This window comes from Ruegeria sp. BG7, assembly GCF_056535685.1.
Window position 1 is genome coordinate 105,264 of the sequence record NZ_JBQFIU010000003.1, and the last position, 12,366, is coordinate 117,629.

Consider the following 12,366-nt stretch of genomic DNA (forward strand, 5'->3'; position numbering starts at 1 on the left):
AATATGATTGCTTTTGAACCCCTTTTGTTCTATTCTTTTGCTAAGCTGCCAAGGGGAAAAACTGATGCCCGAAACTGCCATTTCAGAGACACAGACAGCACTGCCAGCAACGGCAAAGCAACTTGCTTATGCACGCAAGTTGGCAGAGCAACAAAACGTCGTTTTGCCCTGGGAAATCCAGCAAGATCGGCGCGCGATGAGCCAATGGATCGACACGCAGAGATCAGCACCTCGCGTTCGCGATACAAGGCCAAGCTCGAAGCAGGTGGCATTTGCGGAACGCATCGCCCGGATCAAGCGCAGTCCTGTTCCGGACGAGTGCTTTCGGGATCGCACTCTGATGTCCCGCTGGATCGATAGCAACAAACCTTGAACAATATCGCGTTGGTTTGGCACCTTTGGCGTTGCCTTGCCACGTTGGAAGAACCTCAGATGCGGTGCTTTCACACATGCCTTGCTGCGTACCGTTCCATTGAATAAGCCGCATCATCTAACCATGGGATCAATCGCCTATGCTCCAACCGGAACATAGCCTCGGCGACGTTTTTGTCTTTCAAGTATATGGAGCGCGTCAGCAGCCTGGGCTTCGTCATCGTACGTCACCATCATGGCTTGCCCGTTTGTGCCAATACGTCCCCAGGTGCGAAGAACGGAAACTTCACCAAACAGCGTCGGCTGCAACTCTATTCCGTAGAACCGTGCCATGTTGACGTCAGGGTCTACATGGATCAGGTGGACAGGTGTGGTGTCTGTCAGCTCCATGCGCCCAGTATTTCTTGGCACAGCCCAGCTGTCCAATGACAATGCGATATCTATTCGCCGGGAGCGATTCATACCCGTGATGTGAGGCGGCACGGGTTTCACCCGGCCTTATCATTCTGGTCGCACCATATGCGAGTTGAAGATCTTTGCAGTCCCTCCATTCCCCGGATCAGGGTTGACGAGCCCGACCCTTGTCGCGTCCGCTGTGGTTATGGACGTAGATGAAAACAAAGTGGATGAGGCAGTCCTGGCGCTGCTCTGGTTGACGCTGCATGACGAGCGCCGCGCATGGAAAGGCTTTGACTGGGACGCGCTTGACCGCTTGCACCGGAAGGGGTTGATCCTGGATCCGGTTGGAAAGGCAAAATCGGTGGTGTTGACCGATCAAGGCCTGCATCGATCCAAAGAACTTTTCGCAGAGCTTTTTGAGCGGGAGCCAAAGACATAGCATTCGCCACGACAAGACCATCCATGCAACGCAGATCTGCACAAGCCTGTGATCTGGCTGGCGGTTGCAATCTGCGCTAGATCGCCTCTGTCTGGCGAACAGGGAGAAGCTGAAGATGACAACGGGGAACGATCTTGGTGGGCTCATTCGGTTTATCACCCGTGACGAGATTTGGCACGAGCGGCTCGCGGACGTGTTGGACGAGCATTTTCTGCCAAGTCTCGAAGCCTTTGATCTCGATTTCGAGGATCTGGGCGACCTGCTGGGCGAGGATTGGCCAATGGTTCTGTGGGGCGGTGGCCTGGAAGACTTGCTGGGCAGGACATTCGGACCGGACGCCGAAAACGCTGTAGATGCCTATCTGAAAGGGAGCGGTTCCAAAGAGAGTGCGCAGACCCGCGCCTATATCGAGGGTTTGCGGGACGCGTCGGTCAGCCTTTATGAGGTGAGCGAGGTAGACCCCGGCAGATCCATGGTCTTGCGCAACATGCTTTCGGACGCAGAGCCGGTTACCGTCCGGGAACACAGCGCGACGCAGATGCTGCAGCGATGGGATCGCATCGCAGCTCGGGTTGTCGCACAGGGGGAATATAACGTGATCTCGGGGGCGCTGCTCCCCTTCGACCCCGACACCGTCGCGTTTTTTGAAGACGGGCTCCGCTCCGTGTTGAAATTGAACCCCGACGTTGAACTGAGGCTGACACAGGATCAGCTACACCGTTCCGCACCCCTCTTCACCAATGCCTGGCTCTTCGCACATCTGCCGAACCTACTGGATCCGGAACCACCACAAATCAGCAACAGCGATGGCGACAACCTGCTCTTTCACGACATGCGCTTCCCCCTCGCCAGCAAAGTGACGCAAAGCCAGGTATCTGAAAAGCTAACACAGTCCGCAGAGCTCGTGATCTCAGGCCAGAAGGATTGGACCTGGCTTGACCTCGACACCCCGTCAGGCACCAAGCACGGCACCGGCCTCGTGTTGGACAAATCAATGTCAGGGGCCTCCGTGCTTGGGTCCCTAGATCTGAAAGGTCGGACACTCACACTTTCTGTGAACTCTGCAGCGCGCGCTGAACGCGGCGAAGCCCTGGTCCGGGACCTCCTGGGCGACCTGGTGAAATCTCCGCTGACATCAATCCAGACCGCCGAACAGATGATGGCGGATGACAGCCTGGAGAGCGAAGTGGCAGAAGAAGAGGACATCCCCCCTGCCCTTGCCCATCAGATTGCCCACGAACATCTCGACCATCACTACCGCGACACGCTTGATCAGCCGATCCCGGCCCTGGATGGCAAGACCCCGCGCCAGGCCGCTCGCACCACGGCGGGCAGGAAGAAAGTCATAGACTGGCTGAAGACAATCGAAAACCGCAGCGCGCGCCAGACCGGCTCTCCTGTTGCAGACTATGATTTCAGCTGGATGTGGGACGAGCTCGGATTGTCAGATTACCGAAAGTGAACCCGCGATCGATCAAGTGAAATCTCTCCCAGACCTTCGCCAGGTTTTCATGGAGCGGCAGCACATCTCGTCATTTCTGGTAGTTGCCGTGAGCGCATATCGAATGCACCCACTCCCGGAGTTTCAACGCTGCCAGTAGTGCCTGACACGCACAAACATAAACAGCGATGCAGTGATGTTGCCGATTCCCATGCCGACCCAGACACCGATTGCGCCTGTTTCAAATCCAAGGCAAAGCACCAGCCCAAGCGGCAATGAGACACCCCAGTTTCCGAACAGGCTGATGATCATGGGAACACACGTGTCGTCGCAGCCACGCAGGAGTCCCGCTGAGGTCGTGCCCAAGGGCTCCGCAATCTCAATTGCTGCCAGGATCAGAATCAGCATCACCAAAGTTCGTGTCAGCACGGCAGCATCGGGTTGATTGCCCATAACCACCTCCGACAAGGGGAGCGCCAAAGCTGCAAGGGCCAGGAACAATGCGCCACCCGAGACCAGTGCGATCACGGTCGCGCTGGCGATGACACGTCGTCGGTGCGCGCGCCGCGCATCGACCCCAAGGCGCGCCATGCGTACCATCGCGGCCTGAAGAAGCCCTACTGGGATGGCATATGTGAAGCCCGCCAGCCGCAAGACAATAGCATGCGCCGCAGTGTCCTGGGGGGCTATGGCGGCAATGAACAATGTGGCACCCAAAAAGATGCCGACTTCAGCGAGCGTCGCGATGCCGATGGGCCAGCCGATCCGCACCGCGGACCTGAACTCAGCGAAGTCGATCCAACACGCTAGGCCGCGATCCTCCGCTCGCCAGGCCAGCCAGGCCAACCCCATGGCAATGCAGATGGCGGACAGGCAAGAGGCCACGCCTGCGCCAGTGGCACCCATCCCGTCGAACCCGGCGGCACCATAAATGAAGACCCAGTTCAGACCCGCATTAAGCGGAACGATCCCAAGGGTGATTTTGAGGATCAACCCAGGTTTCTCCAATGCCGTAAGGCGGTTGCGGTAGAAGGTCACCGCCAGCATGGGCAACAGCGTCAGGGCCATGGCCCGTGTATAGCCGGTGCCTTCCAGCAAGAGACCCTGGTCGATCCCGAGCGCCCCAAGATAATTCGGCGCAAACCAAATGGCAGGGATGACTGGAACGGCGGCGGCCGCCAACAACATCCAACCAACGGTTCTCAGCCGGGCTAACCGTGCATAGTCTCTTTTGGCCCAGGCTTCCGCATAGGCCGGGGACAATCCCGCCAGCAGCCCGGTCGCGAGATAGAATAGAATCGAATAGAAATCGCTGCCAATCGCCACCGCTGCCATCGCCTGTGACCCAAGCGCGGCCACCATGAAGGTATCGGTGATGCTCATGGCCATGTTGACCATCGCCACCAACGCGATAGGTGTGGCCAAACGCGAGATCTTACGCATCTCGCAGGTATCAATATAGCGCGCTAAACGGCGGCGGCGCGGACGGAAGGTTTCGGTTGTGATGTCTGCAGCTGTCATGGCGGCCTCGTGGATTTCGGTTGTCATTGCGGGCACGCCCGAGACAGGCAGTCCTGGAGCGTGGATTGCGGGATCGCTCAGCCCTAGTTCGTGACGCTTTTCAGGATCTCAAACGTGGCGCTGGCTCCTATGAACGCGGTGAAACCCAGCGGGCGCGAAGACGACGGCTGTATGGGTTTCAGCGACGTCGATTGCGACCAGACGCTTGCCTGCATCCACCTGGGTGCCAAGCGCGCTATAGCGGCGACGGCAAAGATGAGATCTTTGGTCATTTTGGAATCCTTTCGATATTGGATTGCGTTGTTCGGTCACCAATCCCGATCCACCGTAACCAGGCTGCAATTCAGCGCGTGACAAAGCCGTAAAAGACGCCTCTCACTGGTCGGCCTCCCAATCTTTCGTTGCCTTGGGCACATACTCGGTGAAAGTTGGGTACGTGGAGGACGGTATGACAGAGACCTACGGTGACAGGTTAGGCGAAGGAGCGACTTCTGCGCTGAACCTGCTCGGCGCCTTTGAGCTGAAAGTACACGGACAGGCGGCCAAGGTTTCTTCAAGAAAGGGGCAGTTGCTGCTGGCGCGGCTGGCCACCGAACGGGGCCGGACGATGACGCGTCCGCAACTGGCGGCCTTTCTCTGGCCCGACCACGGCCCAGCTCAAGCGCGCGCGTCTTTGCGCCAAGCCCTGTCCAGGCTGCGCGATGTGATGGGACCGGCGGCATCACTTCTTCAATCGGATGTGGCCAGCGTCTGGCTGGATGATGCGCGAATGGAATACGACCTGGATAGTTTGTCGGTCGATCTTCCGGTGGCCCTACTCTGTCGGCTTGGCGAATTCCTGGAAGGCGTACACGTCGGTGACCCCACATTGCAGGAATGGTTGGAAGCCCAACGACGCCACCAATCAGAACGGTTGATAACCACGCTTGCCACGCGCGCCGAGGCCGAAGCGAAAGATGGCAACCACGAAAACGTAATCCGGCTGGCGCTGCGCCAGATCACTCTGGACCCGCTCAACGAGGCCGCCCACCGACGACTCATGGAGGCGTTTTCCAATAGTCGGCGGTCGTCTCGGGCAATGGAACAATATCAGACGTTACAGGCACTCTTGCGTGGCGAACTCGACGTGGCGCCCGAGAAGGAAACCACGGAGCTATACCACCGCATTCGAAATGAAAGAGCGCAGATACCCCGCGACGATAATACCACACCACCAGAAACCCAGGTCGAGGATACGTTCCCGACCATGCGCCTGGTCACGGTCCTGTGCCTGCGGTTGGATGCCCGGAAAGATACGGTCGAATCTTTGACGACGATTGTGAAAGGCTTCGGTGGTGAGAAACTGCACGCCACTGCCAATGACCTCTGCTTCCTGTTCGGCCTTGAAACCTCTCGCGAAGACGATGCATTGCACGCGTTGGAGGCAGCATCGCAGGCGATTTCCGAGCTGCCGGACCTTGCGGCGGGCATGGCTTTGGGATTGGTGACAAGGGATGGGGGCAATATTCACGGCGAACCCCTGCGCCGGGCCGAAGCGTTGTCGTTCATGGCTGCACCAGGCGAAGTCCTTTCAGGATCGTTCTTGCGCAACCAGACGCGAGGCTGGGCCGAATTCGTCGAGGAAGATTTTCGCGGCAGAAAATTCTGGCGCCTGGTCAGCGTTGAGCGAGGCCCCCTTAGACCCCGGCTGCCATTTGTCGGACGCAAGATCGAGCTGTTGCAGCTTGGCATTTTACAAGACGAGGCGATGGACGGCAGAGGATCGGTGTCGATCCTGGCGGGCAACGCCGGCATGGGGAAAACCCGGCTTACCGAGGAACTAGAAAGCCGCACCAAGGAGGTTGGCGGTCTTGTGTTGCGAATGGAATTCAATCCCACCACCGGGAATAAGGATCCCCTGCGTTCGCGGATTGCCACAAGACTGGCCGGTCTCTTGAACCTGCGCTCACCCGAAGATCTGCACGTGGCGGAAGCGGACCGGAACCCTTTCCTGTTTACCCTGTTCGACAATCACCGATCTAACCTCTCCGGCATAGGCCCCTCCGTTCTGTCGGGCATGGCGGTGGATGCCATATGCGCCATGCTTGACTATGTTCCCGAAACGGGCCTGACGATGGTTCTTGACGATTGCCATTGGGCCACGAGTGAGGAAATCGCCTTTCTGGCGTTGCTATCCAGTCGCCTCTACTTATATCGGGTGTTTGTGGTGGCGACTGAGCGCGCGAATGAAGAAAGGCTGCGCCCTGTGCTTCAGGCACAATCGATGGAAACACCTGTCCACGTCACGATGTTGTCGCCGCTTCGAAAAAGCGAGGCCATGGCCCTGGCGCGCACCGTATCTGTAAACGCCGAAGAGGACGCGACACGGATCGTTGAGCACGCGGCTGGAAACCCGTTGTTCACTATCCGACTAACCGAGGCCAGCAACGAACTGGGCGATACGATTCCAAACTCGGTGATTGCGTTGGCCCAGCTTCAGTTGGATCGCCTGGACGAGCAAATCAGACACCTTTGCCAGAATGCTGCAGTGCTTGGGCGCAGTTTCCCAAGGTCGGATGCTGCACAGATATTTGGCCCCGCATTTGCCTCGGAAGTCTTGACGTCCGGGTTTCTGAACACGCGCGGGTCGCAAATCGAGTTTGACCACGCGCTGATCCAGCAAGCCATCTACGAAGCTACACCCGACCAACAACGCCGGGCCGCCCATACGGCAGCCGCGATGCATTACATGTCACGGGATGCATTCAAGTGGGCTGAACACGCAGTTGCAAGTGGCGACGCCGAACAAGCCACGACCGCCTCGGTTGCTGCAGCGATCGAGGCAGTGGCGCAGAACCGTTTCACAGTCGCGGAACGTTTCGTCACTTCGGGCCTGTCTTCCGCTTGCACCGGCGACAACAAGGCCGAATTACAACGGTCGCTGGCAGATATCCGGCGCGATCAGGGACAGATCGACGAAGCCATCGCCCTTTACCGCGAGGCGACGGACACGGCGGAAAGTGCCAGCGCCCGGCTGCGCGCCCTGGTGGGTCAGGCCTGGATGCTGCGATTTCAAGGCGCAATCGACGAGGCCAACACAGCGTTCGCCAAAGCCGAAAGGCTGACGACGACCCATGACATTTCCGATCTGTCGCGCTGCGATTTTCTGACCGAGCTTGGAAATCGCGCTTTCATTGCAGGCGATGCTCAAGCAGCCTTCTCCGCACATAGCGAGGGTTTGCTGCTTGCCCGGCAGGGTGGCCACGACACCCAAATTGCGCGATCCCTCGGCGGGCTGGGCGATGCACATTATGCGGCATTCGAGCTGATCTCGGCCCGCGAACGTTTTCGAGAATGCGTTGCCTTCGCAGAACAGAACAACCTAGGAATGGTCGCCAATGCCCATCGCCACATGCTGTCTTACACAAGTTTCTTTGTCGATCCCGGCGACGAGGCGATGTCCCTTGCGACGGTTGCAATCGAACGCGCCGTTGCCGAGGGAAATGCCCGCAACGAATTTGCCGCACGGGTAGATTTTTTGGATTACCTTGTTCTGGACCGGAATTTCGATGGGTTCGAAGAACAACTTAAAGCAATCTCGGCACTCCTGGACAGGATTGGCGAGAACCGGTTCCAAAGCGATATCGACGGCGCCAAGTGCACGCGGGCGCTGTTACTAGGTGATAAGGAGACGCTGGGCGAGATATCCGGTCGATATGTCAGAGAACGACCAACACCTTATATGTGGCCAGCCTTTGCCGCGCTCCACGCCTGTTCGTTGGATGATCGCGACGAACGCATGAGTTGGCTTGAAAGAGGGGAAGCGCTATTCGCGCAGGCGAGCATGTCGCACGCGCTGATTTTCTTTCACCATTTCGCGGCACAGGCTACCCGCGATATGCCCGATGTCGCAATAAGCTACGCGCACAAACTCAGGGAACGATCCGGGGCGGAACTGACTGGATTCGCTGAACTCTCGATCCGAACAACTCTGCTTCGGGCTGAAGCCAACCCGGACCAGACCGAGGTCGCTGCGTTGCGCAAGGATTTGACTGCAGCACATCTCAGCGGCTTCTGGCCAGAATTGTTTGACGAATAATTCGAAAGACCGCTTTTACGGTTCTGTCACGCCATTCCTACCGGTCAGGTCACGCATCTTCTGCAATTTCTCTCGCATCACGCCGGGCAACCGCCCGTCGAGCAATTCAGGAGAGAAACATGTTCCGCAACAACCTGCCGCAACTCAATGGTCAGACCTTTCTGACCGATGCCGGTCTTGAGACCTGGCTGATCTTCAAGAATGGAACCGAGCTGCGGGAATTCGCTTCCTTCGAAACCGTTCGTTCGGATGCGGGCCGCCAGGCCCTGGCCGATTATTTCAAACCCTTCATCGCACTCGGCGAGGAACGCGACATGGGCGTCATTCTTGAAAGCCCGACCTGGAGGGCAAGCCCGGAATGGGGCGCACGCCTTGGCTATTCGGCGTCGGACATCGTCGAGATCAACCGCGAAGCCATCGCACTACTGTCGGACCTGCGCGCCAACGCGAACGCCTCTGTCCCTGTCGTTGTCAGCGGCAATATCGGGCCACGCGGTGATGGCTATGTGCCCGGCGAAACAATGACTATGGAAGAGGCCGAGGCCTATCACGCCGTTCAGATCGGGGCATTCGCAACGTCAAACGCCGATATGGTGTCGGCGATTACCATGACCAACCCGAACGAAGCCATAGGCATCGCACGGGCCGCAGCCAAGGCTGGGTTGCCCTGCGTCATCGGCTTTACGGTAGAAACCGACGGTCGTCTGCCGGACGGCACACCGCTGGGCGAAGCCATCGAATCCGTCGACGCCGCCTGCGACACACCGCCCGTTTATTACATGGTCAATTGCGCCCATCCCGACCATTTCTCGGACAAGCTGCGCGGCAACGACGATTGGCTGTCGCGTATCCATTCAGTCCGGGCCAATGCGTCGCGCTTGAGTCATGCCGAATTGGATGAGGCAGAAGAGCTTGATGAGGGCGATGCACGCGAATTGGCAGGTCTCTATGTCGAATTGAAGGAACTCCTACCCAATCTCAACGTGGTCGGCGGATGCTGCGGCACCGATCACCGCCATGTCCAAGAAATCACTGCTGCCATTGCCTAGGGCGACCAGTCGTTCAAAATGGAAAGGAAATATCGTGTTTAGATCAGGGAAATTGCCAATCGCGGCAGCACTTGCCACCGCGTTCCTCACACAGGCGAACGCCGATCCTCCCACAGTTTTTCAAGTCGTAGAGGAACCGGCGGGGCCTGCGTTTGCAGCTCCGAAAGAGTTGAAGAATGGTGCAGGTCAACTCCACAGCTTTGTTGATCACGGAGTCATATATCCCGCTGGCACAATTGTAGATGACCGCAATGGCTTCTCCGCCAGCGGTCAACCGGTCTTTGCCGACAAGGTGATCGGCACATGGTTAGCAAGCGGTTGGTATATCACCGATGGCATGCAAGCCAACAAGGGGCTCAGGATATCGACTGTGCAAGTCTTCCGCTTCACAAGCGGCGAGACACTAGTCACGCGCGGAGTCGAGATCGTTGGTCAGCCAAGTGCGACCAGAAATACAATTCTGCACATCTCAGGTTTTAACATCGGGGGCACCGCCTGGCTGCGCCAGAATGCACAATGGGCAGTTGAGCCGTCAGAAATGACATTCGAGATCGTTGATTCCGACAAGGGATTTTAGGCGATTCAACGGGTCGCCTTTGTCGCGGACCGTACTCCGATCGGATGCGATCCGCCAACTGCACAACCAAGCCAGTTGCATGCCGAGCAAACGTATCTCAGTTATCCTAATATCAGCCACAGAACGGGCCTTACCGCGACCGCTTTATTGGGGCGATGTCCAACCCTTGGAATGGCCCAATCGGAATTATTTTGAGGTTGAAGGCGATGTTGGAATCGGACCTGGTCTTACAGTGCTGGTAGCCCCCGGACACGCACCGGGTCAGATCGCCATAATGGTTGATCTTCCATCGGGTGTATTCTTGCTGACCAGCGATGCAATCTCCCGGCCCGCGGAGATCGACGAGAAGTTCGCGGGGTCATGGGATGAGCAGGGCGCGATTGCAAGCGCGGACCGACTCATGCGTCTGGCATCCCAGCGGGATGCCTTCGTGATTTATGGACATTGTCCAGAGCAATGGCCTGAACTGAAAAAAGCACCAGAATTCTATCGCTGATCACAGAAGGGGTTCCGCCTCAATTTCGAAGAGCACTTCTCCCCTGTCCGTCATCGAATGATTTGGAACACGAGCGTTTGATTGGTTTTGGAGGATCAAGCTCGCTGTAGTTTCAATCTATGCCGCGTTGTTTTGATGCAGCAAGCGGCATTTCTGGATTGTCTGGTGTTTGATCTCCTTTCTTTGTCTGAGGATGGTTTCCGCCCTGGCCCCAATGGCTCATCCCGGCAGACCTGCCGTCCGCAAGGCTTCAACGACACGCGTGCGATCCTCACCACGCCGAAACGAATTTATTAGTTGTGTGCGGTCGAGGCGAAAGTCTGGGTATTCGCCAAGCAACGACTGTGCCTCTGTCTTTGCTTCCTCAACCTGATCGGATCCTACCAAGTTGAGTATCCGGTAAAGTCTTGTGATCGTCTGCCCGCCCTCGCTGCTTGCCAGGATCTTGAGTGCGTCGTCACTGCGATCGTGTAGGAAATAGGCAAGCGATAAGTAATTTTTGAAGACATCAGGCGCATACTGATTTGTTGCAAATGCACGTTCAAGATGGACCAAGGCCTGTTCCGGCTCACCATTCCACAATCGCGCAAGGCCAAGTGCGATCATCATGTCGCTATGATATGGGTTTAATTCGTAGGCCCGTTCGGCATGGGCCACGCCTTTTGCGTAATCGCTTTCGAAATAGCGCAGGCGGCTCATAAGCCGGTGAATGTGAGCAGAACGCGGATAGCGGCGCATTAGATCGATCATTTCGTTGAGGGTGAACTCGAGTGCATCTGCTCGCGTTGACGGCCAGCCGCCGGCCAGTTCTATGGCATATGTCCAGCAAAGGCAGAGCTTGGGCCAAAGCCCCTTGGGATCTGATTGCAATACGTTCTCGAAGTGGCCTCTGGCGACTTCGTTGTCTTTGGGATTGACCCGGTGAAGGAGCTGAAGACCGCGCACAACCTGCTCATGAGGCGAGAGCTCGGAATCCGGTTTCTCGGCAATCGCCTTCGCCTGCTCCTCACCGACCGCATCGCTCATTGTGGATGCGACCAACGCGGTGATGCCATCCTGAAGCTCAAAGACATCATCAAGGCTGCGGTCGAGTGTGTCGGACCAAACCCGTTGACCATTGGAGACTTTCACAAGCTGCACACTTATGCGTGCCTTTTGAACAGCAACCTGTACCATGCCTTCTAGCGCGAATTCGGCTCCAAGCCGACGACCGGCTTCGAGAGCTCCGGAGTTTGCGATGGCCTGCTTAGCGCTACTGGGATCTATGAGTTCGAACTCCTCAAAATGGGCAAGCGCCGAGCCCAGGGTTTCAGTCAGCCCTGAGGCCAGGCTTTCTGCGTCAATGCTGGCACCCTGGTGTCGAAACGGTGAAAGGAGAACGGTGGGAGGCTTCCAGGTCGAATTTGAATCGTTGCGTCGTGCTGCTTTTTGCAGTTCATCGGGGAAAGCGCGTGCACCGGTTGTCAAGCGATACACACGCACCGGTTCAGCTATATTTTTTAGGTGCTTGGAACCAAGATCCTCAAACTGTGCCTCAACTTTTCCTTTCGATTGACGCCATGCATCCTCGGAAAGACAAATTCCACCCGGTTCCGCAAGTGCCTCCAGGCGGGCAGCGACGTTGATCCCTTCACCAAACAAGTCATTATCTTCGACAATTACGTCACCCAAGTTAATGCCTATGCGAAACACCAGCGGGCCTTCCATTTGCTCCTGCCATTCAATCGCGCATTGCACGGCTGAAACAACGCTCGGAAATTCAACGAGGTATCCATCTCCCATCTTCTTGACGATGCTTCCGAGAAAATCGCCGACGGTGGGTTGGATCAGCTTTCTCTCGCAATCCTTCAGATGAGCAAGCGTACCTGCTTCGTCTTCGCCCATCATGTTCGAATAGCCAACGACGTCAGCGGCCAAAATGGCGGCAAGTCGCCGCTTCGGTTTGCTGTTTTCCATGAACCTCAGATTAGCCCAGGGTTAAGCTCATGGCTATG

11 protein-coding genes are annotated in these 12,366 nt (G+C 57.1%); 7 read left to right on the plus strand and 4 right to left on the minus strand.

Annotation, left to right across the window (positions count from 1 at the left end):
- Positions 1 to 64: 64 nt before the first annotated feature.
- Positions 65 to 373 (plus strand): hypothetical protein, encoded by a 309-nt coding sequence (locus tag ACR3EH_RS21550; protein ID WP_171676816.1) that lies wholly within the window; start codon positions 65 to 67, stop codon positions 371 to 373.
- Between the two features lie 137 nt (positions 374 to 510).
- Here the strand turns inward: ACR3EH_RS21550 and ACR3EH_RS21555 are convergent, their stop codons facing one another.
- On the minus strand, positions 511 to 762 hold the full coding sequence (locus ACR3EH_RS21555; RefSeq protein WP_257601408.1) for a WGR domain-containing protein: 252 nt from the start codon (positions 760 to 762) through the stop codon (positions 511 to 513).
- A 175-nt stretch (positions 763 to 937) separates the two neighbouring features.
- Here ACR3EH_RS21555 and ACR3EH_RS21560 point away from each other — a divergent pair, with 175 nt between their 5' ends.
- Positions 938 to 1,210, plus strand: coding sequence for a DUF6429 family protein (locus ACR3EH_RS21560; protein ID WP_253762173.1), 273 nt, complete (start codon positions 938 to 940; stop codon positions 1,208 to 1,210).
- Positions 1,211 to 1,325: 115 nt separating this feature from the next.
- Positions 1,326 to 2,672 carry a DUF7986 domain-containing protein gene (locus ACR3EH_RS21565; protein WP_171676458.1) on the plus strand — a complete coding sequence of 449 codons (1,347 nt, stop codon included), beginning with the start codon at positions 1,326 to 1,328 and terminating at the stop codon, positions 2,670 to 2,672.
- A 123-nt stretch (positions 2,673 to 2,795) separates the two neighbouring features.
- On the opposite strand, the gene ACR3EH_RS21570 is transcribed toward ACR3EH_RS21565, so the two are convergent.
- Positions 2,796 to 4,199: an MATE family efflux transporter gene (locus tag ACR3EH_RS21570; RefSeq protein WP_171676460.1), complete on the minus strand. Its 1,404-nt coding sequence runs from the start codon at positions 4,197 to 4,199 to the stop codon at positions 2,796 to 2,798.
- Between the two features lie 56 nt (positions 4,200 to 4,255).
- Entirely contained in the window at positions 4,256 to 4,444 is a 189-nt protein-coding gene (locus ACR3EH_RS21575; protein ID WP_170424930.1) for a hypothetical protein, read from the minus strand.
- Positions 4,445 to 4,620: 176 nt separating this feature from the next.
- Here ACR3EH_RS21575 and ACR3EH_RS21580 point away from each other — a divergent pair, with 176 nt between their 5' ends.
- The 4 genes from ACR3EH_RS21580 (at position 4,621) to ACR3EH_RS21595 (ending at position 10,372) form a co-directional block, all read left to right on the plus strand.
- The gene (locus tag ACR3EH_RS21580; RefSeq protein WP_171676462.1) at positions 4,621 to 8,250 is read left to right on the plus strand and encodes an ATP-binding protein; all 3,630 of its coding nucleotides are present in this window, start codon (positions 4,621 to 4,623) and stop codon (positions 8,248 to 8,250) included.
- Between the two features lie 119 nt (positions 8,251 to 8,369).
- Positions 8,370 to 9,299 (plus strand): homocysteine S-methyltransferase family protein, encoded by a 930-nt coding sequence (locus tag ACR3EH_RS21585; protein WP_171676464.1) that lies wholly within the window; start codon positions 8,370 to 8,372, stop codon positions 9,297 to 9,299.
- Positions 9,268 to 9,876 (plus strand): hypothetical protein, encoded by a 609-nt coding sequence (locus ACR3EH_RS21590; protein WP_171676466.1) that lies wholly within the window; start codon positions 9,268 to 9,270, stop codon positions 9,874 to 9,876. The genes ACR3EH_RS21585 and ACR3EH_RS21590 overlap by 32 nt, the downstream gene beginning before the upstream one ends.
- 79 nt (positions 9,877 to 9,955) lie before the next feature.
- Entirely contained in the window at positions 9,956 to 10,372 is a 417-nt protein-coding gene (locus tag ACR3EH_RS21595) for an MBL fold metallo-hydrolase (protein WP_253762175.1), read from the plus strand.
- Positions 10,373 to 10,591: 219 nt separating this feature from the next.
- On the opposite strand, the gene ACR3EH_RS21600 is transcribed toward ACR3EH_RS21595, so the two are convergent.
- Positions 10,592 to 12,328, minus strand: a complete 1,737-nt coding sequence (locus tag ACR3EH_RS21600; protein WP_171676467.1) for an adenylate/guanylate cyclase domain-containing protein — start codon at positions 12,326 to 12,328, stop codon at positions 10,592 to 10,594.
- Between the last annotated feature and the right edge of the window lie 38 nt (positions 12,329 to 12,366).

Coding starts and splice junctions, on each gene's coding strand:
- ACR3EH_RS21550 (WP_171676816.1), top strand. CDS start 65: ATGCCCGAAACTGCCATTTCAGAGACACAGACAGCACTGCCAGCAACG.
- ACR3EH_RS21555 (WP_257601408.1), bottom strand. CDS start 762: ATGGAGCTGACAGACACCACACCTGTCCACCTGATCCATGTAGACCCT.
- ACR3EH_RS21565 (WP_171676458.1), top strand. CDS start 1,326: ATGACAACGGGGAACGATCTTGGTGGGCTCATTCGGTTTATCACCCGT.
- ACR3EH_RS21570 (WP_171676460.1), bottom strand. CDS start 4,199: ATGACAACCGAAATCCACGAGGCCGCCATGACAGCTGCAGACATCACA.
- ACR3EH_RS21575 (WP_170424930.1), bottom strand. CDS start 4,444: ATGACCAAAGATCTCATCTTTGCCGTCGCCGCTATAGCGCGCTTGGCA.
- ACR3EH_RS21580 (WP_171676462.1), top strand. CDS start 4,621: ATGACAGAGACCTACGGTGACAGGTTAGGCGAAGGAGCGACTTCTGCG.
- ACR3EH_RS21585 (WP_171676464.1), top strand. CDS start 8,370: ATGTTCCGCAACAACCTGCCGCAACTCAATGGTCAGACCTTTCTGACC.
- ACR3EH_RS21590 (WP_171676466.1), top strand. CDS start 9,268: ATGTCCAAGAAATCACTGCTGCCATTGCCTAGGGCGACCAGTCGTTCA.
- ACR3EH_RS21595 (WP_253762175.1), top strand. CDS start 9,956: ATGCCGAGCAAACGTATCTCAGTTATCCTAATATCAGCCACAGAACGG.
- ACR3EH_RS21600 (WP_171676467.1), bottom strand. CDS start 12,328: ATGGAAAACAGCAAACCGAAGCGGCGACTTGCCGCCATTTTGGCCGCT.